The following is a 25,749-nucleotide window of genomic DNA, read 5'->3' as shown; positions in this document are numbered from 1 at the left end:
CCGGTTATCGAACCTGTGTTCAACCGTGTAAGCTTGGCCGGGTGAGTGATGTTATCCATGTTCAGGGCGCGCGGGAAAATAACCTCCGTAATATCACGGTGGATATTCCCCGCGATCAACTCGTTGTCTTTACCGGGCTTTCGGGATCCGGTAAATCCTCCCTGGCTTTTGACACCATTTTTGCCGAAGGGCAGCGCCGCTACGTGGAATCGCTGAGCTCCTACGCTCGCATGTTCCTCGGCCAGATGGATAAACCGGATGTGGACCTCATCGAAGGGCTCTCCCCGGCGGTCTCCATCGATCAGAAATCCACCAACCGTAACCCGCGCTCCACGGTGGGCACGGTTACGGAAGTCTATGACTACCTGCGTTTACTCTACGCGCGGGCCGGGGTGCAGTACTGCCCGGAATGCGGCGCGAAAATCACCGCCCAAAGTGCCCAGCAAATCGTGGATACCCTCCTCACCTACCCGGAAGGTACCCGTTTCCAGATCCTCGCCCCGGTGGTGCGTGACCGCAAGGGCGAATACGCGGATGTGTTCACGGATCTCGCCCAGGCCGGCTACACCCGCGCGCGGGTCGATAGCGAAGATATCCGCCTGGATAACCCGCCCAGCCTCGATAAGAAACTGCGCCACAGTATCGACGTCGTTGTTGATCGCCTGGTGGTGCGCGAAGGTATCACCAGCCGTCTCACCGATTCGGTAGAACAGGCCCTCGGGCTCTCCTCCGGGCTCATGGTGGTGGAATTCGTGGACGCGGCCGAAGGTGAAGAACGCTCCCGGCGTTTTTCCGAGCACCGTTCCTGCCCGAACGGGCACGCCCTCGCCCTGGAAGAAATCGAACCGCGCACCTTCTCTTTTAACGCGCCCTACGGGGCCTGCCCGGCTTGCGACGGCCTGGGCTCCACCCTGGAAGTGGATCCGGACCTCGTGGTCCCGCATCCGGAGAAAACTCTCCGGGAGGGCGCCATTGCTCCGTGGACGAGCCACCAGGATTTCTTCACCCGCCAGATGGAAGCCCTGGGGGAGGAACTCGGCTTCGATGTGGATACCCCCTGGAAGGACCTGCCCAAGAAAGCGCGGAAGGCCCTCCTGGAAGGCAATAACTACAAGGTCACCGTCAAATACCGCAATCGCTGGGGGCGGGAAAAAACCTATGCCACCGGCTTTGAGGGGGTTCTCGGCTACGTCAAACGCAAGCACGGGGAAACCGAATCCAGCTGGTCAAAGGAACGTTACGAAGGCTATATGCGGGAGATTGCCTGCTCGGCCTGCCACGGCGCCCGCCTCAAGCCCGATGTGCTGGCGGTGCGCATCGGAAACCTCAATATTTTCGAGCTGTGCTCCCTCGCCATCGACGACGCCAAAGCCTTCCTCGACTCCGTGGAACTCGATGCGCGCCAAGCCCAGATCGCCGCGCAGGTACTGCGCGAAATCCAGGTACGGATGGGATTCCTCGTGGATGTGGGGCTGTCCTACCTCACCCTGGCACGGGGTGCCTCCACGCTTTCGGGCGGGGAAGCCCAGCGTATCCGCCTCGCCACCCAGATCGGCTCCGGCCTGGTGGGCGTGCTCTATGTGCTCGACGAACCTTCTATCGGCCTCCACCAGCGCGATAACGAAAAACTCATCGGCACCCTCGTCAAGCTCCGCGACCTGGGGAATACCCTCATCGTCGTCGAACACGATGAAGAAACGATTCGCACCGCCGATTACGTTATTGATATCGGCCCGGGTGCGGGAGAATTCGGAGGGCACGTTGTCTACGCCGGGGACGTTGCGGGCTTGAGTGCTTGCGAAGAATCCGTGACCGGTGCGTATCTATCCGGGAAACGTGCCATAACGACGCCGCAGCAGCGGCGCACTGTTGATCCGCAGCGGAAAATCACGGTGCGGGGCGCCCGGGAAAATAACCTCAAAAACGTGGAGGTGTCTTTCCCCCTCTCTACCTTTATCGCGGTAACCGGGGTGTCCGGCTCCGGGAAATCCACCCTCGTTAACCAGATTCTTTACCGTTCCTTGGCTAACCAGCTCAACGGTGCGCATACCGTTCCGGGGCGCCACCGGGAGGTCACCGGGGCCGGGGAGCTCGATAAGGTCGTGCACGTGGATCAGTCACCCATCGGGCGCACCCCGCGCTCGAATCCGGCCACCTACACCGGGGTATGGGATAAAGTGCGCCAGCTCTTCGCCCAAACCCAGGAGGCGAAGGTGCGCGGCTACGGCCCGGGGCGCTTCTCCTTTAATGTTAAGGGTGGCCGCTGCGAAGCCTGCAAGGGCGATGGCACCGTGAAAATTGAGATGAACTTCCTCCCCGATGTGTATGTGCCCTGCGAGGTCTGTCACGGCACCCGCTACAATCGGGAAACCCTGGAAGTGAAGTACCGCGGGAAGAACGTCTCCGAAGTTCTTAATATGACCATTCACGAGGCAGCGGAATTCTTCGATCCCATCACGAATATCACCCGCTATCTCACCACCCTGGAACGGGTGGGCCTGGGCTACGTGCGTTTGGGGCAATCGGCAACCACGCTTTCCGGCGGGGAAGCCCAGCGTGTCAAGCTCGCTTCGGAATTGCACCGCCGCTCCAGCGGCCGCACTGTTTACATCCTGGATGAGCCCACTACGGGGCTGCATTTTGAGGATATCCGCAAGCTCCTCCTGGTACTGCAATCCCTCGTGGATAAAGGCAATACCGTTATTGTTATCGAGCACAATCTCGATGTCATTAAATGCGCGGATTGGGTAATCGACATGGGGCCGGAAGGAGGCGCCGGCGGGGGCACCGTCGTCGCCACCGGAACCCCGGAACAGATCGCCGCGGTGCCCGAATCCTATACCGGGCAATTCCTCCGCCCCCTCCTGGAGGAGACGAGGAGGTGACCGGCCGTGGCTGATCCACGCAGCTACCGCCCGGCGCCGTCGTCCATTCCCACCGACCCGGGCGTCTACCGTTTCGTGGACGGTGAAGGGCGCATTCTTTACGTCGGGAAAGCGAAGAATCTACGCAACCGGCTCCAGAATTATTTCCAGCCGCCCGAACGCCTCATCCCGCGCATCCGCACCATGGTGCATACCGCCACCAATGTGGTGTGGGTGGTGGTGGGTAGTGAAATCGAGGCCCTCACCCTGGAATACTCCTGGATTAAGGAATTCGAACCGCCCTTCAACGTGATGTTTCGGGATAATAAGTCCTATCCCTACCTGGCGGTTTCCCTGGGGGAGGAGTTCCCGCGCGCCTATATCACCCGGGAAAAGCACCGCAAAGGCACCCTGTACTTCGGGCCGTACACCAAGGTGTGGGCGATCCGGAAAGTGCTGGACGCCCTGCTTCCCGTGTTTACCATGCGCTCGTGCTCCGATGCGGAATTTCGGCGGGGCCAGCGCACCGGGAAACCCTGCTTCAACACCCATATCGGGCTGTGCAACGGAGCCTGCGCCGGGCTGGTGAGCGCGGCGGAGAATCGCGCCGTCGCCGAAGAATTCGTAAAATTCATGGAATCGGACGGCAGCGATTTTATTCGCGCCCGCACCGCGGAGATGAAAAAAGCAGCTGCCGTGGAAGATTTTGAACGGGCCGCGAAACTACGCGATGAAATCACCGCGATGAAAACCGCAACCGAACGCAATGTTGTGGTCTTCGATTCCAATCTCAACGCCGATATTATCGGGCTGGAATCCGATGAAATTGATGCCTCGGTCCAGATTTTTTACGTGCGCGGCGGTAGAATCCGCGGACAGCGCGGCTGGGTGACGGAAACCGAAGGTACCGAACCGGCCGATATTATTAACGCGCTGCTCCTCCATATTTACGGCAATCCCGAATATGACTCCTATCGTGGGGTGGGGACCCAGGGGGACCGCACCGTGCGGGCCGGAACCTCCGTTGATGATCGGGACCACGTACCGCCCGGGGCCATCCCGGGGGAGATTTGGGTGCCGGTTTTCCCCTCGGATCGGGCCGGGCTGGAACGCTGGCTCGCCCAGCGGCGCGGCGGGCCGGTCCACCTGAAACGCCCCCAGCGCGGTCCCAAAGCCCAGCTGGCGGATACCGTGCACGCGAATGCCAAGCAGGCTTTTGACCGTAACAAGCTGGCGCGGGCCGCCGATATAACAGTGCGTTCCCAAGCCCTGGAAGAACTGCGCATCGGCCTGGATTTGGATCGCGCCCCGCTGCGCATCGAAGGCTACGATATTTCCCATACCCAGGGCCATCAGCAGGTTGGCTCCATGGTGGTTTTCGAAGACGGCCTGAAGAAAACCTCCGATTACCGGCATTTCATCGTGCGCGGGCCGGAAGGCCAGGGGGCCCGTGATGATACCGCCGCGATGGACGAAGTGCTGCGCCGCCGGCTGCGCCGTTTGAACGACGACGCCGCGCACGCCGCCGATGCCGGCGGCGTGGAAGACGCAGGCGCACCCACCGCTGCCCCGCGCCGTTTCGCCTACCGCCCCGACCTCCTCGTGGTGGACGGTGGGCTCCCGCAAGTCAATGCCGCCCAGCGGGTGGTTGATGAGCTCGGCGCCGATGTGCGGGTGGTGGGCCTGGCCAAACGCCTGGAAGAAGTGTGGATTCCAGGGGAGGAGTTCCCGGTTATTTTCCCGCGTACCTCGCCCGCGCTGCGCCTGCTCCAGCAACTACGCGATGAATCGCATCGCTTCGCCATTACTTTCCACCGCAAGAAACGCGGTCAGGCGATGACCCGCTCCGCGCTCGACGCCATCCCCGGGCTGGGGCCAGCCAAGCAAAAGAAATTGCTGAGTGCGCTCGGCTCGGTCAAAAGGATCCGGGAGTCCAGTATCGAGGAACTCACCAAAGTGCCGGGCATCGGCCCGGTGCTCGCGGCAGCCATTAAGGAAGCACTGGGTGAAGAATAACGGGTTGGCCTCGCGCAAACTGGACGCGGCGGGCCGTTAAGGAAGCATTGCCGGAGGAGTAGCGGGGCGCGTACGTTGTGGCATGATGGAGATATGAGTGACACGCGTGACATCAACGATACTTCCCGTATCCCCGCCATTGTTCCGGCCGCTGATTGCAGCACGGAACTACCGCCGGCCAACGTCCCGGAGATCATTATTGTGACGGGGATGTCCGGCGCGGGGCGCTCCCGAGCGGCTGCCACCCTGGAGGACCTCGGCTGGTACGTGGTAGATAACCTCCCGCCGCGCCTGCTCAGCGCCCTGGCCGGGCTGCTCTCCGGAAACGGGAAAGTGACCCGGATGGCCGCGGTGGTGGATGTGCGCTCCCGGGAATTCTTCGCTGAGCTCCTGGAAGTCCTCACCGATCTCACGAATAGTGGTATTAATTACCGCATTATCTTCCTGGATGCCGATGATGCCTCGCTGGTACGCCGCTACGAAAGCGTGCGCCGGCCCCACCCGCTCCAGGGCCACGGCCGGCTTTACGACGGCATTACCGCGGAACGTAAACTCCTCGCGGATCTGCGCAGCCGCGCCGATTCCGTGATCGATACGTCCCGCCTTTCCGTCCACGATCTTTCCCGGAAAATCCGCCACCTCGTGGGCGAAACCTCCGGAACAGAAGCCACCCGCGTCACGGTTATGTCCTTCGGCTTCAAATACGGCCTGCCGCTGGACGCGGATAATGTGGCCGATGTGCGCTTCCTGCCCAATCCCTACTGGATTTCCGAGCTGCGCCACCTGAGTGGCCACGATGAACCGGTAGCTCATTTCGTGCTGGAGCAGGACGGCGCGGAAGCTTTTGTGCGCGAGTACTCCCACCTCATCCACACCATCCTGGCCGGCTACGCCCGTGAACTCAAACCCTTCACCACCATTGCCATTGGCTGCACCGGCGGGAAACACCGCTCGGTGGCCATCGCGGAAGCGGTATCCGAAGCACTGCGGGCGGCCGGGCACTCAGTGCGCACCATCCACCGTGATTTGGGGCGCGAATAATGGGCGGGCGCGGTAGTCGCGGCCCGCGCGTCGTCGCCCTCGGGGGCGGTCACGGCCTGTATGCCTCACTTTCGGCCCTGCGACTCATCACCCAAAACATCACCGCCGTGGTCACCGTTGCGGACGACGGCGGCTCCTCGGGGCGCTTACGCGATGAGTTCAACGTGATTCCGCCCGGAGATTTGCGCATGGCGCTGTCTGCCTTATGTGACGACGGCGAATGGGGCCAGACCTGGCGCGACGTCCTGCAATATCGTTTCTCCTCCGAAGGCCCCCTCAACGGGCACGCCATGGGGAACCTCCTTATTGTTTCCATGTGGGAACAATTGGGGAGCACGGTTTCCGGCCTCGACTGGGTGGGCCAGCTGCTGCGCATTGACGGGCGGGTGCTGCCCATGTCACCCATCCCGCTGGAAATCGAAGCACGGGTCATTGATGAGGAAGACGGCCCCCAGCTCTACCGCGGTCAGGTGGCGGTGGCAACGGCCCGCGGCAAAGTGGAGCACGTCAGCCTCATTCCGGAGAATCCTCCCGCCCAGCCCGAAGCAATCGCCGCTATTGACGAAGCCGATTGGATCGTATTCGGGCCGGGTTCCTGGTACACCTCTGTTATTCCCCACCTCATGGTTCCCGATCTGCACGCGGCCCTGGTGCGCTCCCCGGCCCGCCGGGTCCTCGCCCTCAATCTGCGTACCGAGCGCGAAACCTGGGGGATGAGCGCCGCGGACCATATCCGTTCCTTCGCCCGCCACGCCCCTGATCTGCGCATTGACGTGGTGGTGGCCGATCCGCGCAGCGTGGACGATATCGGTGAAGTAGCCGCGGAAGCCGAAGGCATCGGGGCCACTCTCATGCTGCGACAGGTTAGAATGGGCGATAATCGCGCACGTCACGATGCGCTACGTTTGGCCGCTGCCTATCGGGATGCCTTCGAAGGCGTCATAGGAGATTCCTAAATCGGAAGCTCCCGCACGGGGAAGAATCCACAACCGGGATATTCCCCGGTCAGCAGCGGTCCCACCATCGAAGGAAGGGGAGTCGTGTCCGCGTTAACACGTACGGTGAAAGATGAGCTAGCCACCGTTACGCCGGCCTCGCTTTCCGCCGCTCTGGCTGAACTCACCGCGATGTTCCGGTACGGCGGGGGATTGGCCGTGCGTTCGCGCACCCTGGAACTGGTGGCCGAAGTGGGCCACCGCCCCACCGCGCAGCGCCTGTGGGAACTGGTGCGCCAGCTGTTCTCCGTGGAACCCGAACTTCTCTCGGTCTCCTCGCAGATGCGCCAGGGCCAGCGTTTCCTGGTGCGTTCCTCGGAAAACACCGAGCGCATCGCGGTGAAACTTGGGCTCCTGGATGCGCACGGCCGGCCGGTACGCGGGCTTCCACCCGCGGTGGTGGGAGGCTCGAAAGCCGATGCGGGAGCTGCTTGGCGCGGAGCTTTCCTGGCGCGCGGCACGCTCATGGAACCCGGGCGCAATGCTTCCCTGGAGATTATTTGCCCGCGCCTCGAGGCGGCCTACGCACTGGGCGGGCTGGCCCGCCGCCTCGATATTCCCTACCGGGTACGCGAATCGCGCGGGGCCCACCGGATCGATATCCGCGGGGGAGAAGCGATCTCCGATATGCTCACCCGCATGGGCGCCAATGACGCCGTGCTGCGCTGGGAAGAATTACGTGTGGAACGGGAAGTCCACGGCACGGTTAACCGTCTTGCTAATTTCGACGACGCAAATATGCGCCGCAGTGCCGATGCCGCTGTTATCGCGGTGATTCGGGTCAAGCGAGCTTTTGAAATTCTCGGCACGGATGTGCCGGAGAATTTGCGGGCGGCTGGCGAAGCGCGTATCGCCCACCCGGAAGATTCCCTCAACCTGCTCGGGGAGCAACTCACCCCGCGCGCCACGAAAGATGCGGTGGCCGGGCGCTTGCGTCGGCTGAATTCCATGGCGGATAAACGGGCCAAGGAGCTGGGCATTCCGGACACGATGGCCGCAGTGCGGGCGGCAGGGCACACGGCCATGTCCTAACGCGCGGTAGCGCGTTCGCCGTCGTCGAAAAATAGAACAGTCAAAAATGGGACTAAGGGCGTGTTATGCCGTTCTCAAGTTTCGCTCTGTGCCAAAGCTCGCAAGCTCCTTCCAACTGGCATTAGCCCCAGCCGAACGTGACCGGTAGAATAGTGAGTGGTTCCGAGAGAAGTTCTCGGACGGACTTCTCAAAGACAAGAAGTCGAGTTGGAAACGCGCTAGCTGGCGCGTGAGGAGGATAAAGAGTGACTGTACGCGTTGCTATTAACGGCTTCGGCCGTATTGGTCGTGCCGCTGTCCGCGCAGCCCTCGCCGAGGGTGCGGATTTCGAGATCGTCGCGGTCAATGACCTGACCGATATCAAGACTCTCGCCCACCTGCTGAAGTATGACACCGCCGGCGGCCGCCTCCCCGTGGAGATTGAAGCAACCGAAGATGGATTCGTGCTCGACGGCAAGAAGATTAAGGTTCTTGCTGAAAAGGATCCGGCCAACCTCCCGTGGAAGGAACTCGAGGTTGATATCGTTCTCGAGTGCACCGGCCGCTTCCGCACCGGTGAAGCCTGCCAGGCTCATATCGAAGCCGGCGCTAAGAAGGTTCTTATTTCCGCCCCGGCGAAGGGTGAAGATGCCACCTTCGTTATCGGCGTGAACTCCGATCAGTACGATCCGGCCAAGCACAATATTATTTCCAACGCTTCCTGCACCACGAACTGCCTCGCCCCGGTGGCGAAGGTCCTCGTGGACAAGTTCGGCGTCAAGAAGGGTCTCATGACCACGATCCACGCTTACACCGCGGATCAGAACCTGCAGGACGGCCCCCACAAGGATCTGCGTCGCGCCCGCGCGGCCGCGCAGAACATGGTCCCCACCACCACCGGTGCGGCCAAGGCCGTGGCTCTGGTTCTCCCCGAACTCAAGGGCAAGCTCGATGGTTACGCCGTGCGCGTCCCCACCATCACCGGCTCCCTCACGGACCTCACCTTCGAAGCTGAGAAGTCCGATGTCACCGTGGAAGAAATCAACGCCGCGATGAAGGAAGCCTCCGAAGGCGCTCTCAAGGGCACCCTCGCTTACACCGAGGATCCCATCGTTTCTTCGGACATCATCGGTGATCACCACCAGTCCATCTTCGATGCCGGCCTCACCAAGGTGATGGACGGCCAGGTCAAGATCGGCGCTTGGTACGACAACGAATACGGCTACGCCGCTTCCCTCGTGAAGCTTGCCAACCTCGTTGCGAGCAAGCTCTAAAGATCAAGCGATGAGCTGATGTGAAGCCCGTGCGTGCGCTAGCGCGCACGGGCTTCCCTACGCGAAAGGAAAAATATGAGGACTATTGAATCGCTCGGTGACCTCACCGGCAAGAAGGTTTTTGTTCGTTCCGATTTCAACGTTCCGCTGGACGGGGATCGCATCACCGATGACGGCCGTATCCGCGCCGCGCTGCCCACCATTAAGCGTCTCCTCGACGCCAAGGCGAAGGTCATCGTTTCCGCGCACCTGGGCCGCCCCAAGGGCGAGCCGAAGCCGGAATTCTCCCTCGCTCCGGTAGCCAAGCGCCTGGGTGAACTGCTCGGCCGTGAGGTCCCCCTCGCGGAGGACACCGTGGGCCCGGACGCCAAGGCCAAGATCGAGGCCCTGAACGACGGCGACATCGTGCTGCTCCAGAACGTGCGTTACGACAAGCGCGAAGACTCGAAGGTCGATGCTGACCGCGAAGCTCTCGCCAAGGAATACGCCGCGCTGGCCGATGTGTTCGTTTCCGACGGTTTCGGTGTGGTGCACCGCAAGCAGGCCTCGGTTTACGATATTGCGAAGCTGCTGCCTTCGGCCGCCGGTGAGCTTGTTGCCAAGGAAATTAATTCGCTGTCCAAGGCCACCGCGGATCCGGAGCGCCCCTACACCGTGGTGCTGGGTGGCTCCAAGGTGTCCGATAAGATCGGCGTGATTGAGAACCTCTTGGACAAGGCTGATGTTCTCCTTATCGGTGGCGGCATGGCCTTCACCTTCCTGCGCGCTAAGGGTTATGAGATCGGTTCCTCGCTGTGCGAAGATGACCAGATCGAGAAGGCCCGCGAGTACCTGGAGACCGCGTCCAATAAGGGCGTGGAGCTGCTCCTGCCGGTAGACGTCGTCGTCGCTGATAAGTTCGATAAGGACGCTGAGTCCGAAATCGTTTCCGCTTCCGATATGCCCGCCAACGGCATGGGCCTGGATATCGGGCCGGAAACCGTGGCCGAATACGCGGAGAAGATCGCTTCCTCGAAGACGATCGTCTGGAACGGCCCCATGGGCGTCTTCGAATTCCCGGCCTTCGCCGAGGGCACGAAGGGCGTTGCCCAGGCCATGCAGGATGCCGAAGGCTTCACCATCGTTGGTGGCGGTGACTCCGCGGCGGCCGTGCGCATCCTCGGCTTCGACGAAGAGAAGTTCAACCACATTTCCACCGGCGGTGGCGCTTCCCTCGAATTCCTCGAGGGTAAGACCCTGCCCGGTATCGCTGTTCTGGAGGATTAATGGCACGCACCCCCCTGATGGCGGGTAACTGGAAGATGAATATGGATCATCTTGAGGCTACCCACCTTGTCCAAAAAGTCGCGTGGACCCTGGACGACGCCGGTTTCACCTACGGTGATGTGGATGTGGCGGTTTTCGCCCCCTACACTGATCTGCGTTCCATCCAGACCCTGTGCGAATCGGATGAGCTGCGCATCGCCTACGGTGCCCAGGATGTCTCCGTGCATGACGAAGGCGCCTACACCGGCGAAATCTCTACCTCGATGCTTTCCAAGCTCGGGTGCAGCTACGTCATCGTGGGCCATTCGGAACGGCGCGCCTACCACGGCGAAAGCAATGAACTCATCGGCCAGAAGGCACAGAAGGTTCTTGGCGCTGGCATGACGCCTATCGTCTGCTGCGGTGAAGAACTTGAGGTGCGCAAGGAAGGCCGGCACGTGGAGTACGTCGTCTCCCAGATTGACGAACTCTTCGCAGGTTTCCAGGCCGCGGATATCGCCAAGCTCGTGATCGCCTACGAGCCCATCTGGGCTATTGGCACCGGCGAAGTAGCCACCCCGGAAGACGCCCAGGAAGTCTGCGGCGCTATCCGGGCCCGTATCGAAGAAACCTTCGGTGCGGATGCGGCTGCCGCGGTTCGTATCCAGTACGGCGGATCGGTCAAGGCTGCTAACGTCCAGGAAATCATGGCCCAGCCTGATGTTGACGGTGCCCTCGTGGGCGGCGCCAGCCTCAAGGCGGAAGAATTCGCGAAGATCGTGATGTTCCGCGGCTAAGGCCACACCGGCTAGAGCCGGAATCCATACCGGCTCATGGCTTAGCTACGGGCTGGGAGCGAAAGCTCTGGCCCTACCGGTTGGTACCGGTTAGCTGTTGATACCGGTTAGCTCCGGCGTGCGGGGTGGGATTCTTCCCACCCCGCACGTTTTATTTCCCGCAGCCCGGTTCCACCAGGTACACTAACCAAGGACTCTATTACTCTCCGGGTGCACGAAGCACTCGAAAGGACTGGAAATGAAAGCTTTGCTCATTACCTGCGAAGTGCTTATGCTCATCACCAGCATCTTCCTCACGCTCTCCATCTTGCTGCACAAAGGCAAGGGCGGCGGAATCTCCGATATGTTCGGTGGCGGCATTTCCACGTCCATGCGTTCCTCCGGCGTAGCCGAACGCAACCTCAACCGCATCACCGTGGTGCTTGCCCTCATTTGGGGAATTTCCATTATCCTCATCGGCCTCATCGTCAAGGTCGGCATCTAAGCCCTCAGAGTTTTCACGAGGCGTCAATATAGGTCTTAAACAGCGGGGCCGGTACGTAAATGATGACGTACCGGCCCTGTTTCCTGCCCTAGATGCTACGCGCCGTATGCCGCAGTGCTACCCGTGGCTACAGTCTCTGCGTTCGCGGGAGCTTTCACATCCACATCCGCGGGAGACTCCATACCCGCATCCGGGGGACTACACATCCACATCCGCGGGGGAGTAGTCGAGCAGAGGGAGTCCCTTGGTGAGGACCTCGCCGTAGGCGGTATCGGGATTGAGGTCGCGCAGATCCTCGATGAGCATCGCTTCAAGGCTGCGCACCGGCAAAGATACTTCCTGGGGAGCCCGGCCTGGGCGCAGCATCATGCCGTGATCATTGCCCGGGGTGCGATGCAGGCTGAGAGCTGCGCCGTCGTTCAAGAAAATCTCCACGCCGGTAATCGGAGCGCCCTCCTGCGGTTCAATCTCCACCGGAACATCCAGGCGCAACCGCAGCCACGCGGCGAGCAAGAAAAGCGAGGAACGGTGCGGGCGCCCCCATACCTTCGCGCCGGTAATGGTGCGGCCCGGGAATTCATCGACCATGGAAGCGATGTAATTGCGCCACAGGGTGGTGCCCGCCCAGCCCAGGTCGGTATCCCCGGGAACGTAATTGGCGGAAAGATGCTGGAGCGCCAGGGCTGGGTGATCGGCGGTGCGGGTGGTGGTGATGCGGCGCTGCGCGATGCGGCCGGCCGCGGTCGCCGCCGGGTTTTCCGGCATATTCTGAATCCACCACGTCACCACGGGAGTATCGGGGAGCAGCAGCGGGGTCACCAGGGTATCCACATTCTCCGCGGCACCCGCGTGGGCGCGCAAAATAACGATCTCGGAAGCGCCGGCCTCGGATCCGGTGCGGATTTCCGCATCGAGGCGCGCGGTTTCCCCAGCCACGGGAAGCACCGCGATAATCCGCGAAGGGTGGGCGCGGGAGGCCCCGGCTGCCGCCTCGAGGGCATCGCGCACCCCGCCCTCGGTATGCGCCACAATAATGAGCGTGAGGACCCTCCCGAGGGCTCCCACCCCGGAAGTTCCGCGCAATTGATCAAGCTGCTGGCCCACCTGGGCGGACGTGGTATCGGCAATATGGTTAATCATGAAGCTTCCTCGGATCTTTCAGGTACGGGATAGGGGCCGCTTAGGGTGCCGGCCTAGGGGGCCGCTGAGAGTGCCGGCTAGGGGCGGCGCCAGGCGTGGCCGTGGGCGGCGAGCATGGCATCGGCACCGGCCGGGCCCCAGGACCCGGGCGCGTAGGTTTCCAGGGACTCCGGATGAGCATCCCAATAGTTTTCCACCTGGTCAATAATCCGCCAGGATTCTTCCACCTCGCGGGTTTGCGGGAAGAGCGGCGGATCGCCCAGTAGCACGTCAAGAATGAGGCGCTCGTAAGCTTCCGGGGTGTACTCGGTAAAAGCGTGGCCGTAGGCGAAGTCCATGGTGACATCACGCAGGCGCATTTCCGAGCCGGGCACCTTGGAACCGAATTTAAAAGTGATACCTTCATTGGGTTGCACCCGGATAACCAGGGTGTTTTGGCCCAGGCCGGCCACGTCCGGGAAGGGCAGGAAGGGCGGGTTGCGGAAGACCACCGCAATTTCGGAAACACGCCGCCCGAGCCGCTTGCCGGTGCGCAGGTAGAACGGAACCCCGGACCAGCGCCGCGTCTCAATCCCCAGGGCAATGGCCCCGTAGGTATCGGTCACGGATTCAGCGGGGATACCGTCTTCTTCCCGGTAGCCGCGCACCCACTGGCCACCCTGCCACCCGCTGGAATACTGCGCCCGCACCGAAGCCTGCGCCGGGCTCCCGAACAGGTGGGTAGCCTCGAGGACTTTCTCCTTTTCGGCCCGCAGCGCATCGGCGTGGAAAGAGGTCGGCTCCTCCATCGCGGTGAGGGCAAGCAGCTGAAGCAGGTGGTTTTGGATAACATCGCGGGTGGCCCCGATACCGTCGTAATACCCGGCGCGCGAACCAATCCCAATATCCTCCGCCATGGTGATTTGCACGTGGTCCACATGCGAAGAATTCCACAGCGGCTCGTAAAGCTCGTTAGCGAAACGCAGCGCGAGGATATTCTGCACCGTTTCTTTACCGAGGTAGTGGTCGATGCGGAAAACCGAATCGTGGGGGAAGACCCCGCTCACCGAAGCATTGAGTTCACGCGCGGAAGCCATATCGTGCCCGAAGGGCTTCTCGATAACCACGCGCCGCCAGCTGCCCGGTGCCCCGCGGTTGAGCCCGGCGTTGGCGAGCCCTTCGGTCACCACTGGGAAAAGGCTGGGCGGAATGGAAAGATAAAAAGCGAAATTACCGCCGGTACCGCGGGTGGCATCCACATCCGCCATGGTCGCCCCGAGGGCGCGGTAAAGTTCCGGATCGTTGTACTGGCCTTCGACCATCCGTAAACCGTCGAGGATTTGGGCCAGAGTGGTGGAGATAACCGGAGTTTGGGCGCCGTTGCGGATGGCCGCTTCAACACTGCGGGCCGCGTCCACGGGACGGCGCGCCACTCCGATAATGGAGAACGACGGCGGTAACAGCCCCCGATTCGCCAGATCGTAGAGAGCAGGAAGAATTTTGCGGTTCGCCAAGTCACCGGTGATGCCAAAAAGAACAATGCCGCAGGGGCCGGCCACTCGCTGGAGGCGGCGGTCAGCGACGGCACGGAGCGGATTACCTGAGGTAGGAGCAACCATAAAATTCCTGTCGTGAAAAAGCGGGCGAGAATATGCGCCTGTCTTATGGTAGACGCTTGAGCCGAAAAGGGGCACGGCTGTGTCCATCACGGTGTGCGGACGGCTCCGGGAGCCGCTGGTCGCCCAGTTCGCGTAAACGGCTTATAGGACAACGAATAACCTCCGGAGCCGAAACTGCCACAACTAATCAAGGTCGCGTGACCGGCACAGCGGCCACGCGACCTTGATGATGTTACGCGACTAGCGTGAAACGAGTGCGGTTCCCGCCAGCTAGGTGTTTGCTAACTGCCTGCTAGCCGCCAGCTATCGGCTACGGCAGCTAAGTGCCAGCTACCCGCGCGCTGCTTCGATGGATTCGAGGGCTGCCGACACCACGTGCTCGGCGGTCATCCCGTATTCCTTCATGAGCTCACCGCCGGGGCCGGATTCTCCGTAGGTATTGATACCCACGCTGCGCCCGGCATCGCCAACGTAGCCAGCCCAGCCGAAGGTGGCGCCAGCTTCCACCGAGACGCGCGCCTTCACATCGGGGAGGATCACCGCATCGCGGTAGGCCCGATCCTGAGCTTCGAACCACTCCAGGCAGGGCAGCGAGATAACGCGGGCACCCACGCCCTGCTCCGCGAGGGTCTTCTGCGCCGCTACCGCGAGCTGCACTTCCGAACCGGTGGCCAGCAGCTGCACATCGACCGTCCCGGTGGGGGAGTCCGCCAGCACGTAGCCGCCCTTGAGGACGCCTTCGGTGGAGGTCCCTTCCAGAACCGGCACGCCCTGGCGGGTGAGGATGAGCCCGGTAGGCCCGCCGTCGACCTTCTCCAACGCTCCGCGCCACGCGGCCGCGGTTTCATTCGCATCGGCCGGCCGCACAATATTGAGGCGCGGAATGGCGCGGTAAGCCCACAGGTGTTCGATGGGCTGGTGGGTGGGGCCGTCCTCACCCACACCCACCGAATCATGCGTCCACACGAAAATCGAGGGGATATTCATGATGGCCGCCAGGCGGGCCGCGCCGCGCATGTAATCGGAGAACACAAAGAAGGTACCGCCGTAGGCGCGGGTGAGCCCATCGAGGGTAATTCCGTTAATGATCGCGCCCATGGCGAATTCGCGGATACCGAAGTGGAGGGTACGCCCGTAAATATCACCGGAGAACATCTCCGAGGAGCGATGCGCGGGCAGGAAGGAAGGTTCGCCCTTCATCGTGGTGTTATTCGAGCCGGCCAGATCGGCCGAACCGCCCCACAGCTCAGGGAGTACCGGGGCCAGGGCATTGAGCACCGCCCCGGAAGCCGCGCGGGTAGCGATACCCTTGGGATCCGGCTCCCAGCTCGGCAGCTTCTTTTCCCAGCCCTCCGGGAACTTCTTGGCCCGGATGCGATCATAGAGCGCGGCTTCTTCCGGATGGGAAGCCCGCCAGGCTTCGAAGCGCGCATCCCAATCCTTACGGGCCGCGGCTGCCCGCTCTGCCGCATGTGTGCGGGTGTGGGCCAGCACTTCATCTTCCAGCGGGAAATCAATATCCGGGTCGAAGCCCAGAATTTCCTTGGTGGCGCGAATTTCCTCCACGCCCAGGGCCGAGCCGTGTGAAGCGCCGGTGTTCTGCTTGGTGGGCGCCGGCCAGGCAATGATGGTGGAGAGCTTGATAATGGAGGGCTTATCGGTGACCTGCTGGGCTGCCAGAATCGCATCGTAGAGCGCCTGGACATCCTCCTGGTAGGAGCCATCCTCCTTAATCCAATTCACGTGCTGGGTGTGCCAACCGTAGGCTTCGTAACGCGCCAGCACATCCTCACTGAAAGCAATCGAGGTATTGTCCTCAATGGAGATGCGGTTGTCATCGTAAATGAGAATAAGATTTCCGAGCTCCTGGGTGCCCGCCAGCGAGCAAGCCTCACTGGTCACGCCTTCCTGGAGGCAGCCATCGCCGGCAATCACGTACACAAAATGATCGAAAACGGACTCGCCAAGCGGGGTATCCCGGTCGAAAAGCCCGTGGGCGCGCCGGGAGGCCATCGCGAATCCCACCGCGGAGGCCAGGCCCTGACCCAGCGGCCCGGTGGTCATTTCCACCCCGTTGGTATAGCCATATTCCGGATGCCCGGGAGTCTTGGAATGGAGGGTGCGCAGCGCCTTAATATCATCAAGTTCCAGACCGTAGCCGGCCAGCAGCAGCTGATTGTATTGCGTGAGGGAGGAATGCCCGGCCGAGAGAATGAAACGGTCACGGCCCACCCACGCAGAATCCGCCGGATCGTGGTTCATGACCCGCTGGTAGAGCAGATAGGCCGCCGGCGCCAGGGACATGGCCGTTCCCGGGTGCCCATTCCCGGTTTTTTGCACCGCATCCGCGGCCAGCAGCCGCGTGGTATCCACGGCCCGCTGATCGAGCTGCGACCATTCGAGCTTCGCCATTGAATTCTCCTAACATAAGGTTGTGGTTACATGAGATGTGCCACGCACTAGTCTACTGGTCGAGCGGGTTTCGCGCGCCCGAGGCCCACCCCCGTTCGCGCCCGGCGCGAGGGCACGAAAGCCCGAGTACCGCGGCCACTACTGCGCGAGGGCACGCCCGCCCGAGTAACGTGTGCGCACGGCACGCCTACCGCGCATCCGCGAAGGAGAATATATGGCCGAACCCGGCACCCCGCCCCTACAGCGCGCGGTTACGCAATTCCTCGCCCATATCACCGTCGAACGCGCGTTATCGCGCAATACCGTGGCCGCTTATCGGCGTGATTTGCGTAAATATCTTGCGCACCTAGATTCCCGCGGCGTCACCAGCCCCGCCGAGGTGCGCGAAGAGGACGTCGCGTCCTTTTCCGAAACGCTCACCGGAATGGCCCCGGCTTCTATTGCGCGGGCCGTGACCGCGGTGCGGGCTTTTCATACGTTTTTATACGACGACGGCGCCAGCCCGGCCAATCCGGCCAGCCGGGTGCGTCCCCCGAAACTCCCCGCGCGCCTGCCCGAAGCTCTGACAATCGCGGAGGTCACCGCCATGATTGAGGCGGCCGGGGCCACCCCGCCGCCCCTGGGCCTGCGCGACCACGCACTCCTGGAAGTCCTGTACGGGACGGGCGCGCGCATTTCCGAAGCCCTCGGGCTCACCGCTGATGATATTGATACGGAGACGGCCACGATTCGGCTTTTCGGCAAGGGTCGCAAAGAACGGGTGGTGCCGCTCGGGCGCTACGCCCTGGAAGCCCTGGATGCCTACACCACCCGGGCCCGCCCGGAGCTGGCCGCGCGCGGGGAAGGCGTAACCACACTCTTCCTCAATACCCGCGGGCGGGCCCTTTCCCGCCAGAGCGCCTGGCTCATTATTCGCCAGGCTGCCGAGCGTGCCGGTATAACCACCCATGTGTCCCCGCATTCGCTGCGGCATTCTTTTGCCACCCACCTGCTCCAGGGCGGCGCGGATGTGCGGGTGGTCCAGGAGCTGCTCGGGCATTCCTCGGTGACCACCACCCAGATTTATACCCAGGTTTCCCGCGAGGTACTCAAGGAGGTGTATGCCACCTCGCACCCGCGGGCACTGCGCAGTGAGTAGGAAGCGGGGCAGGCGCGGCGTCGTCGTTCTACGCTCTTCGCCAGAAATGGCACCGCAAGTCCTCCGAGTTTAGGTACCCTAGAGATGTGACCGAACAGAACGCGCTTTTTGAAACTGAGAACGTGGATTTTCCCGAACCGGAGCCTTTGCAGGAACACGGCCCGGCGCGCATTATTGCGATGTCCAACCAGAAGGGCGGGGTGGGGAAAACAACGACGTCGATTAACCTCGCCGCGGCGCTGGCCGGATACGGCCGGCGCGTTCTCATTGTGGATTTCGATCCGCAGGGCGCCGCCTCGGCCGGTCTGGGGATTAATGCCCGCGCGCTGGATCGCACCATTTATAACGAACTCATTTCCGCGAAACCGGATGTGCGGGGCATTATCCAGCACTCGAAGGTGGAGGGCCTGGATGTGGTCCCGGCCAATATTGACCTCTCCGCGGCCGAAATTGTGCTCATTAATGAAGTGGCGCGCGAACAGGCTCTCAGCCGGGTGCTGCGGCCGGTCCTCGATGATTATGACGTCATTATTATTGACTGCCAGCCCTCCCTGGGCCTGCTCACCGTTAATGCGCTCACGGCCGCGCACGGGGTGATTATCCCGCTGGAGGCGGAGTACTTCGCCATGCGCGGGGTGGCGCTGCTCACCGAGCAAATCGGGCGGGTGCAGGATCGCCTCAATCCGCGGCTCACTATTGACGGGGTGCTTCTCACCATGGTGGATATGCGTACCCTCCATTCGCGTGATGTGATGCGTTCCGTACACGAAGGCTTCGGGGAAAAGGTCTACCACACCTATATTGCCCGCACCGTGAAGTTCCCAGATGCTTCGGTGGCCGGGGAACCCATCACCCAGTATGCGCCCTCGCACCCGGGGGCGGTGGCCTACCGGAAGCTGGCGCGCGAAGTGATTGCCCGCGGCCAAAGTGCCTAAGCGGGAGTGGGCGTGACCACTCTTTTTGACGCCTCATCCGATTTCGATGTTGACCTCGATGTGTATTCGGGGCCCTTCTCGGTGCTGCTCACCATGATTTCCAAGAAAAACTTGGATATTACCGAGGTGGCGCTGGCGGAAGTCACCGATGAGTTCATTGCCTGGATTCGTTCCCGGCCGGAAGTGGATCTCTCCACCACCTCGGAGTTCTTGGTGGTGGCCGCCACCCTCCTCGATATGAAATTGGCGCGCCTGCTGCCCCGCCACGAAAGCGAAGAAGAAGATTGGGAGCTCCTCGAGCAGCGCGATCTGCTCTTCGCCAAGCTCCTCCAATACCGGGCGTTCAAAGAGGTCGCCCGCGATTTTGGGGCGCGCCTGGAAGAAACCGGGCGGCGGGTGGGCCGCGATGTCCCCCTCGAAGAAATGTACGCGAAAGCACTTCCGGAGGTGCGCCTCCCGCTCGGGGTTATGGACCTGGCGCTACTGGCCGCCCGCGCTTTTACCCGCGATACCTCCGAACCGGTGGTCCAGCTGGAGCACCTGCACTCCCCGGTGGTTCCGGTAGCCAGCCAGGTGGCCTACCTGGAGGAACGTTTCCGGGCGGGGGAGTCTTTCACGTTCACGCAGCTGTGCGCGGATGCCGGATCGGTGCAGGTGGTGGTGGCCCGCTTTTTGGCGGTGCTGGAATTGCTGCGCCGGGGCGCGATTGCCGCGGAGCAGGATGAACCGCTGGGTGCGCTGGTGCTGCGCCCCACCCCGTTAGATGATCGCGGGGCGGCCGGGGCGGGCGACGTCGCCGCGGAATACGGCGAGGTATCAGCAACCACCGCGCCGGGCAGCGACTAGACTGGGCCACAAGGCGTGCGCAGCCCGCGCACCCTGCCTGGTCCGCAACATTACAAGGAGAATTCGTGGCCGATCTTTGCCCCGCCACCGCCCTCGAGGCGGTGCTTTTCGTGGCGGCCACCCCGGTTCCCCTCGCCACTCTTGCCGAAGCGGTGGGCTTGAGCGAAGCGGACACCCGCACCGAGCTGGAGAACCTGGCCCGGGAGTACCGCAGCGGCCGCCCGCGCGGATTCGAATTGCGCGAAGCGGGTGGAGGCTGGCGTTTCTACACAAATCCGCTGGTATCCGATATTGTGCTGGCCCACGTGACCCGCGGGCAATCGGGTAAACTATCCACGCCGGCTTTGGAAACGCTGGCGGTGATCGCCTACCGGCAACCGGTGACCCGCGCCCAGATCGCGGCGATTCGCGGCGTGAATGTTGATGGAGTTGTGCGTACCCTCGCCACCCGCGGTCTTATTGCAGAAGCGGGCACCACGCCGTCCACCGGTGCGGTGCTGTATGCGACCACCCCGTATTTCCTCGAAGCCATGGGGATGAATTCCCTGGATGAGCTGCCGCCCCTGGCGCCCTACTTGCCCGACGCAACCGAACTTGACGATGTGGAAAGAGAAATAAGATGAGAGAACGCTTGCAAAAGATCCTGGCCCACGCGGGGGTGGGCTCGCGGCGCGCCTGCGAAGCGCTCATTGCCGAGGGGCGGGTGGCCGTCAATGGCGCCGTCGTAACCGAAATGGGAACGCGGGCGGATGCCGAACGTGACACCATCCACGTGGACGGAATGCCCATCGCCGTCAAACCTGATCTGCTCACGGTGGCGCTCTACAAGCCGCCGGGGGTTGTGTCCACGATGGATGATGATATGGGCCGCCCGAGCCTCGCCCAGTACGTGGAGAAATACGAGCAGCGCCTCTACCACGTGGGGCGCCTGGACGAAGATACCGAAGGCTTGATTTTGCTGTCGAACGACGGCGAACTCACCCACCGGCTCACCCACCCTTCCTACGAGGTGCCGAAAACCTACGTGGCGCGGGTGGAAGGCCAGGTCACCCGGGGCCTCGCGCGGGTGCTGGAAAAGGGCATCACCCTGGAGGACGGCCCCATTCGGGTGGATAAATTCGTGCTGCGGGAATCCCAGCCGCGCAATTCCATTGTGGAACTCACCTTGCATTCGGGCCGCAATCGCATTGTGCGCCGGATTATGGAGGAAGTGGGGCACCCGGTTATGGAACTGGTGCGCACCCGCTTCGCCACTATCGACGCCGGGCGGCTACGCCCGGGTAAAAGCAGGGTGATCGCGGGTAGCGAGCTCTCGGCCCTCATGCATTCGGTAGGGATGTGATGCACGCAGGTCCGGTCCTTGTTATTGGCTCGGGGCTGCTGGGCGCGTCCCTCGGGCTGCGCCTGCGGCTGCGCGATATTCCGGTGTACCTGGAGGATTCCTCCCCGCTGGCCGCGGCCCTGGCCCGCGATCTGGGTGCGGGGGAGGAACCCCCGGAAAGCGCCTGGGAGCCGAGCCTCGTGGTGGTTGCGGTGCCTCCGGACGTCACGGCGCAGGTGGTGAGCGCAGCCCTGGATCGTTTCCCCACCGCGCTCGTGACCGATGTGGCATCCGTCAAGGCGGTGGTGGCGGAGCGCCTCGCCGCGCATCCGGCGCGGGAGCGCTACCTCGGGTGCCATCCGATGGCCGGCCGGGAACGTTCCGGGGCGATTGCCGCGGACGCCGATCTTTTTGAGGGCCGCCCGTGGGTCATCTGCCCGCGTCCGGAAACCCGCGAGGAAGATATTGCGCGTTTGCGCAGCCTCGCCTTGGATTGCGGCGCCATGCCGATCCTCGTGGAGGCCAGCGCGCACGACCGCGCTGTCGCCCTCGTTAGTCATGTCCCGCAGCTGGTGTCGTCCCTGCTGGCGGGTACGTTGAACGACGCCGCAGCTACCGAGCTGAGCCTTGCCGGCCAGGGATTACGCGATATGACGCGGCTGGCGCATTCGGATCCGCAATTGTGGACCGCGATTATTGCCTGCAATTGCGCGGCGGTTGCTCCCGTGCTTCGCGATGTTGCCGAGCGTACCGCGAGCTTGGCGAGTGCCCTCGAAGCGGCCGCGGGTACGGCGCAGGCACCCGGGCTGGCGCGGGCCGTTGCCGCGGTGATGGCCGAAGGTGGGCGCGGGGTGGCGCGCATTCCCGGCAAACACGGGGGAGCACCCCAGCGCTATACCGAGGTCACCGTTCTGGTTCCCGACCGCCCGGGCGAATTGGGCCGCCTCTTCACCGAAGTGGGGGAGATCGGCGTGAATATTGAAGATTTTTCGCTCGAGCATTCCGTGGCCCAAAAAGTGGGGCGGGCACGGCTCTCGGTAGCGCCGGCCGCGGCCCGGGATCTCAGCGCGGCGCTGGCCGCGCGCCAGTGGCAGGCTTTTATTGAAGGAGGAGAGCATGAGTGAGATGAACACGGCGGGCACGCAAGGCCCCGAGGCAGCCGCTACCCCGCACGCCGAAGCCATGGACACCCCGTGCCTCGAAACGGCGGGCTATCCCATTGCCATTGACGGGCCTTCCGGTTCGGGCAAATCCACCGTCTCCCGCCAGGTTGCCCGCGAGCTCGGACTCAGCTACCTCGATACCGGAGCCATGTACCGGGCCGCGGCCTGGGCCGCCCAGCATGCCGGCGTGGAACTCACCGACCAAGCGGCCGTAACCGCGGTGGTGCGGGCCATGAAACTTGACATGCCCCTCGATCCGGATAATCAAAAAATTAGCTGCGAAGGGGAGGATATTACCGCCGCTATCCGCGCCCCGGAGCTCTCCCGGGTGGTTTCCCAGGTAGCCGTCAATCTTGAGGTGCGCGCTGAACTCATTGCCCGGCAGCGGGCCATTATCGCGGCGCACCCGCGCATCGTGGTGGAGGGGCGCGATATTACCAGCGTCGTCGCCCCGGAAGCTCCCACAAAAATTCTCCTCACCGCATCGGAAGAAACACGTTTAGCCAGGCGGGCCCGGGAAGTGCGCGGCAGCGCGGCACCCGATGCCCTGGCCGCCACCCGCGCGGAAGTAACCGAGCGCGATGCTCAGGACTCCACGGTCGCTTCTTTCCTGGAAGATCGCGAAGGAGTCGTTACAATTGATTCTTCTCAGATGAGTATTGCGGACGTGGTGGCCGCGGTGCGCACGCTGGCACAGGGCTCCGGAAAGGAACAGGAATGACTGAGGAATACCGCGATATGAGCGCGGAAGGGACCACCCCGGACGACGCTGAACGCGTGCTCCGCGCCGGTCTGGAAGCCTACGATCTGGACGAGGCCGATCTGGCACTCCTGGCTGGGGAAGAACCTGAGGATGCGGAAGCCGCTGCCCGCGCGCTGCCCGTGGTGGCGGTTATCGGGCGGCCGAATGTTGGCAAATCCTCCCTGGTGAATCGTATTGTTGGCAAGCGGGTAGCCGTGGTGCAGGACGTCCCTGGCGTAACCCGCGACCGGGTCTCCTACGAGGCCGAATGGGCGGATCGCCGCTTCCTCCTCATGGATACCGGCGGTTGGGAACGCGATGTGGCGGGCCTGGATCGTGATGTGGCCCTGCAGGCCGAAATTGCTATCGAGCAGGCCGATGCCGTTATTTTCGTGGTGGATGCCACTGTCGGGATGACGGATACCGATGAAGCCCTGGTGCGGGTGCTGCGCCGCTCGCGCAAACCCGTGATCGTGGCGGCCAATAAGGTGGATTCCCCGCAGCAGGAACCGGATGCCGCCTACCTGTGGTCTTTGGGGCTGGGGGAGCCCTACCCGGTTTCGGCTCTGCACGGGCGCGGCTCGGGTGATCTTCTGGACGTGGTGATCCGTGCGCTTCCGGAAGAACGCGAGGTGCCGGCCCGCCCCAAGCGGCGCGGGCCGCGCCGGGTCGCTATTGTGGGGCGCCCGAATGTGGGCAAGTCCTCCCTGCTCAACCAGCTGGCCGGGGAAACCCGCGCGGTGGTCAGCGATATTGCCGGAACCACCCGCGACCCGGTTGATGAAGTTATCGAGCTGGATGGCACCCCGTGGACTTTTGTGGATACCGCGGGGATTCGCCGGCGGGTGCACCAGACTCGCGGGGCGGATTATTACGCGAATCTGCGCACCCAGCGCGCGCTGGCGGAAGCGGAACTGGCCCTCGCCCTTATCGACGCCTCAGAGCCGCTCACCGAACAGGATATTCGGGTGATCCAGCAGGTTATTGATGCCGGGCGCGCCCTCGTGATCGTCTGCAATAAATGGGACGAAGTTGATGAAGAACGCCGTTTCGAACTTGACCGCGAATTCGAGCGCGAACTGGTGCAGATCCAGTGGGCGGCACGCGTCAATCTCTCGGCAAAAACCGGCTGGCATACCAATCGACTCTCCAATGCCATGACCACGGCGCTGCGCTCCTGGGATCAGCGTATTCCCACCGGGAAACTCAATGCTTTCCTCAGCGAATTGGCGGCCGCGCACCCGCATCCGGTGCGCGGGGGTAAGCAGCCGCGCATCCTCTACGGCACCCAGGCTTCGACGCGCCCGCCGCGTTTCGTGCTTTTCGCCACCGGCTTCATCGAGGCAGGCTACCGGCGTTTCTTGGAAAATCGCTTGCGCGCCACCTTCGGTTTCGAAGGTTCCCCGCTCCAGATTTCGGTTCGGGTACGCGAACGGCGTAAGAAGTAGCGGAAGTGGTACGACGGCGCAGCTAACCTGCGTCGTCGTACTTGTATCGGTGGTAGGAACCATGCAGGAAGCCCGCCACCGGGCGCCGCTACCCGCGGTTCGCTTAGCGCACGGAACGGGGCAGCAGCACCTCCGGAACACTCACGCCGGTGGTACCGGAAATAGCGTTGATTTCTTCGGCAATACCGTAGGCCACCGCTTCGCGGGTTGCCGCTCCCAGACGTTCGGCGGGTGCGGTGACGGACACGGCCACCCGCTCGCCGTTTTTCAGATCCACCGGGACCGCTACGCAGGCGATACCCGCTTCGTTTTCTTCCACTTCCATACCCCAGCCGTGGCGGTGCACGTGCTCGATGCACTCCTCGATGGTGGCGCGGGTGGGGGGATTATCGGTGGGAACACTCAGGTACCAGTCAATTTCCGCACCGGTTACGTTATTGGCGCCCAGCAAAGCGCGCCCGAGCGCGGTGGTGACCGCCGGGGCATTACGCCCGATAAAGGACACCACCCGGATGGGGCGATCTGGCTCCACTTTATCGAGGTAGGTGACCACCTGGCCGGAGAGTTTGCCCAGGTGCACGAGTTCGTTATAGCGGTGGCAAATGGCCACGAGGGCGGGGTGGAGTTGGTCCACTACGAATTGGGTGCGGGTGGTGTAGCGAATGATCGGGTCCACCCCGTCCCCGAGGAAGTAGTAGCCGGTATCGGCGTCCTGGTCCACCCAATCCCGGTAGCGCAGTGAGCGCAGCGTGTGGTGGACCGTGGCCTTATTGGAATCCACCGCGGCTGCAATATCGGAGAGCGGGGCACCTTCCGGTCCGCGGCGTGCTAAAAACTCCACCACGAGCAACGCGCGATCGATGGAGGAGAGCGGAGCGCGCTCCTCAGGGGAAGTACCGGACACCTCAAGCTCCTTTACTCTACGAGGGTATAACTGCAGGCCGGGAAAATTATACCGCGCGATTTCAATATGTGAAACATAAAAACGGGGGCGTGGGGCGGTCAGTGTTGAATAAGAAAAGGCCCGGAATCCGAATACTTCACACCCCGCTCCCGGGTGCCGCCGGGCGCGAAAATGAGGTACAATCATTTCATACGTACGAACGGGCGTTTCACGTAAGGAAACATTCGGGTGCGGGGGTGCCCGGCCGGTTCGTCGTCGTATAAAGGAATACTGGGTGGTGGCATCGGGAGCGGTGTTCACTCACCGGGTGACCTCACGGCAGGAACACGGCGCACGCCGGCGCTCCTGCGGGGCGGCCGCCGGTGGATCGCACGT

The 25,749-nt window shown here is 62.7% G+C and carries 21 protein-coding genes; 17 read left to right on the top strand and 4 right to left on the bottom strand.

Going from position 1 to position 25,749, the window contains the following annotated elements:
- Nucleotides 1-41: 41 nt before the first annotated feature.
- The 9 genes from uvrA to secG all read left to right on the top strand — a co-directional run bounded on the left by uvrA (nt 42) and on the right by secG (nt 11,727).
- On the top strand, nt 42-2,885 hold the full coding sequence (gene uvrA, locus CYJ17_RS07020; protein ID WP_087070767.1) for an excinuclease ABC subunit UvrA: 2,844 nt from the start codon (nt 42-44) through the stop codon (nt 2,883-2,885).
- Between the two features lie 6 nt (nt 2,886-2,891).
- Nucleotides 2,892-4,880, top strand: a complete 1,989-nt coding sequence (gene uvrC, locus CYJ17_RS07015) for an excinuclease ABC subunit UvrC (protein ID WP_101594713.1) — start codon at nt 2,892-2,894, stop codon at nt 4,878-4,880.
- A 93-nt stretch (nt 4,881-4,973) separates the two neighbouring features.
- Nucleotides 4,974-5,921, top strand: coding sequence for an RNase adapter RapZ (gene rapZ / locus CYJ17_RS07010; protein ID WP_026429331.1), 948 nt, complete (start codon nt 4,974-4,976; stop codon nt 5,919-5,921).
- Nucleotides 5,921-6,877, top strand: coding sequence for a gluconeogenesis factor YvcK family protein (locus CYJ17_RS07005; protein ID WP_087070769.1), 957 nt, complete (start codon nt 5,921-5,923; stop codon nt 6,875-6,877). Before rapZ ends, CYJ17_RS07005 begins: the two co-directional genes overlap by 1 nt.
- An 84-nt stretch (nt 6,878-6,961) precedes the next feature.
- On the top strand, nt 6,962-7,948 hold the full coding sequence (gene whiA / locus CYJ17_RS07000; RefSeq protein ID WP_087070770.1) for a DNA-binding protein WhiA: 987 nt from the start codon (nt 6,962-6,964) through the stop codon (nt 7,946-7,948).
- A 245-nt stretch (nt 7,949-8,193) separates the two neighbouring features.
- Nucleotides 8,194-9,201, top strand: a complete 1,008-nt coding sequence (gene gap / locus CYJ17_RS06995; protein WP_026429334.1) for a type I glyceraldehyde-3-phosphate dehydrogenase — start codon at nt 8,194-8,196, stop codon at nt 9,199-9,201.
- 75 nt (nt 9,202-9,276) lie between these two features.
- Nucleotides 9,277-10,467, top strand: coding sequence for a phosphoglycerate kinase (locus CYJ17_RS06990; protein WP_026429335.1), 1,191 nt, complete (start codon nt 9,277-9,279; stop codon nt 10,465-10,467).
- Entirely contained in the window at nt 10,467-11,243 is a 777-nt protein-coding gene (gene tpiA, locus CYJ17_RS06985; RefSeq protein ID WP_026429336.1) for a triose-phosphate isomerase, read from the top strand. Before CYJ17_RS06990 ends, tpiA begins: the two co-directional genes overlap by 1 nt.
- A 238-nt stretch (nt 11,244-11,481) precedes the next feature.
- On the top strand, nt 11,482-11,727 hold the full coding sequence (gene secG / locus CYJ17_RS06980) for a preprotein translocase subunit SecG (RefSeq protein WP_016442760.1): 246 nt from the start codon (nt 11,482-11,484) through the stop codon (nt 11,725-11,727).
- A 198-nt stretch (nt 11,728-11,925) separates the two neighbouring features.
- On the opposite strand, the gene CYJ17_RS06975 is transcribed toward secG, so the two are convergent.
- The 3 genes from CYJ17_RS06975 to tkt all read right to left on the bottom strand — a co-directional run bounded on the left by CYJ17_RS06975 (nt 11,926) and on the right by tkt (nt 16,877).
- Nucleotides 11,926-12,867 carry a glucose-6-phosphate dehydrogenase assembly protein OpcA gene (locus CYJ17_RS06975; protein WP_026429338.1) on the bottom strand — a complete coding sequence of 314 codons (942 nt, stop codon included), beginning with the start codon at nt 12,865-12,867 and terminating at the stop codon, nt 11,926-11,928.
- Nucleotides 12,868-12,944: 77 nt separating this feature from the next.
- Complete coding sequence (gene zwf / locus CYJ17_RS06970; protein WP_087070771.1) at nt 12,945-14,465, bottom strand: glucose-6-phosphate dehydrogenase; 1,521 nt, start codon at nt 14,463-14,465, stop codon at nt 12,945-12,947.
- A gap of 330 nt (nt 14,466-14,795) precedes the next feature.
- On the bottom strand, nt 14,796-16,877 hold the full coding sequence (tkt, locus tag CYJ17_RS06965; RefSeq protein WP_087070772.1) for a transketolase: 2,082 nt from the start codon (nt 16,875-16,877) through the stop codon (nt 14,796-14,798).
- Nucleotides 16,878-17,091: 214 nt separating this feature from the next.
- Between tkt and xerD the strand changes: the two genes are divergently transcribed.
- The 8 genes from xerD (at nt 17,092) to der (ending at nt 24,470) form a co-directional block, all read left to right on the top strand.
- Nucleotides 17,092-18,015 (top strand): site-specific tyrosine recombinase XerD, encoded by a 924-nt coding sequence (gene xerD / locus CYJ17_RS06960; protein ID WP_087070773.1) that lies wholly within the window; start codon nt 17,092-17,094, stop codon nt 18,013-18,015.
- 86 nt (nt 18,016-18,101) lie between these two features.
- A complete protein-coding gene (locus CYJ17_RS06955) occupies nt 18,102-18,950 on the top strand; it encodes a ParA family protein (protein ID WP_087070774.1) in 849 nt (282 codons plus the stop codon).
- Between the two features lie 12 nt (nt 18,951-18,962).
- Entirely contained in the window at nt 18,963-19,796 is an 834-nt protein-coding gene (locus tag CYJ17_RS06950) for a segregation and condensation protein A (RefSeq protein ID WP_087070775.1), read from the top strand.
- 65 nt (nt 19,797-19,861) lie between these two features.
- Entirely contained in the window at nt 19,862-20,419 is a 558-nt protein-coding gene (scpB, locus tag CYJ17_RS06945) for an SMC-Scp complex subunit ScpB (protein WP_087070776.1), read from the top strand.
- Nucleotides 20,416-21,138 carry a pseudouridine synthase gene (locus CYJ17_RS06940; protein ID WP_016442768.1) on the top strand — a complete coding sequence of 241 codons (723 nt, stop codon included), beginning with the start codon at nt 20,416-20,418 and terminating at the stop codon, nt 21,136-21,138. Before scpB ends, CYJ17_RS06940 begins: the two co-directional genes overlap by 4 nt.
- Complete coding sequence (locus CYJ17_RS06935; RefSeq protein ID WP_087070777.1) at nt 21,138-22,241, top strand: prephenate dehydrogenase; 1,104 nt, start codon at nt 21,138-21,140, stop codon at nt 22,239-22,241. The genes CYJ17_RS06940 and CYJ17_RS06935 overlap by 1 nt, the downstream gene beginning before the upstream one ends.
- Nucleotides 22,234-23,001 (top strand): (d)CMP kinase, encoded by a 768-nt coding sequence (cmk, locus tag CYJ17_RS06930; RefSeq protein ID WP_087070778.1) that lies wholly within the window; start codon nt 22,234-22,236, stop codon nt 22,999-23,001. Before CYJ17_RS06935 ends, cmk begins: the two co-directional genes overlap by 8 nt.
- A complete protein-coding gene (gene der, locus CYJ17_RS06925; protein WP_087070779.1) occupies nt 22,998-24,470 on the top strand; it encodes a ribosome biogenesis GTPase Der in 1,473 nt (490 codons plus the stop codon). The genes cmk and der overlap by 4 nt, the downstream gene beginning before the upstream one ends.
- Before the next feature lie 103 nt (nt 24,471-24,573).
- Here der and CYJ17_RS06920 read toward each other — a convergent pair whose 3' ends face one another.
- Nucleotides 24,574-25,374, bottom strand: a complete 801-nt coding sequence (locus CYJ17_RS06920) for an IclR family transcriptional regulator (RefSeq protein WP_087070780.1) — start codon at nt 25,372-25,374, stop codon at nt 24,574-24,576.
- Between the last annotated feature and the right edge of the window lie 375 nt (nt 25,375-25,749).

The organism is Actinotignum timonense (assembly GCF_002860685.3).
GTDB lineage: Bacteria > Actinomycetota > Actinomycetes > Actinomycetales > Actinomycetaceae > Actinotignum > Actinotignum timonense.
The sequence above is the reverse complement of the archived record's forward strand: the minus strand, read 5'-3'. Positions and strand labels throughout refer to the sequence as shown.

Excerpts from the sequence above, each read along its gene's own strand:
- rapZ (WP_026429331.1), top strand. The coding sequence starts at position 4,974 with ATGAGTGACACGCGTGACATCAACGATACTTCCCGTATCCCCGCCATT.
- CYJ17_RS07005 (WP_087070769.1), top strand. The coding sequence starts at position 5,921 with ATGGGCGGGCGCGGTAGTCGCGGCCCGCGCGTCGTCGCCCTCGGGGGC.
- CYJ17_RS06990 (WP_026429335.1), top strand. The coding sequence starts at position 9,277 with ATGAGGACTATTGAATCGCTCGGTGACCTCACCGGCAAGAAGGTTTTT.
- tpiA (WP_026429336.1), top strand. The coding sequence starts at position 10,467 with ATGGCACGCACCCCCCTGATGGCGGGTAACTGGAAGATGAATATGGAT.
- secG (WP_016442760.1), top strand. The coding sequence starts at position 11,482 with ATGAAAGCTTTGCTCATTACCTGCGAAGTGCTTATGCTCATCACCAGC.
- CYJ17_RS06975 (WP_026429338.1), bottom strand. The coding sequence starts at position 12,867 with ATGATTAACCATATTGCCGATACCACGTCCGCCCAGGTGGGCCAGCAG.
- zwf (WP_087070771.1), bottom strand. The coding sequence starts at position 14,465 with ATGGTTGCTCCTACCTCAGGTAATCCGCTCCGTGCCGTCGCTGACCGC.
- tkt (WP_087070772.1), bottom strand. The coding sequence starts at position 16,877 with ATGGCGAAGCTCGAATGGTCGCAGCTCGATCAGCGGGCCGTGGATACC.
- xerD (WP_087070773.1), top strand. The coding sequence starts at position 17,092 with ATGGCCGAACCCGGCACCCCGCCCCTACAGCGCGCGGTTACGCAATTC.
- CYJ17_RS06940 (WP_016442768.1), top strand. The coding sequence starts at position 20,416 with ATGAGAGAACGCTTGCAAAAGATCCTGGCCCACGCGGGGGTGGGCTCG.
- CYJ17_RS06935 (WP_087070777.1), top strand. The coding sequence starts at position 21,138 with ATGCACGCAGGTCCGGTCCTTGTTATTGGCTCGGGGCTGCTGGGCGCG.
- cmk (WP_087070778.1), top strand. The coding sequence starts at position 22,234 with ATGAGTGAGATGAACACGGCGGGCACGCAAGGCCCCGAGGCAGCCGCT.
- der (WP_087070779.1), top strand. The coding sequence starts at position 22,998 with ATGACTGAGGAATACCGCGATATGAGCGCGGAAGGGACCACCCCGGAC.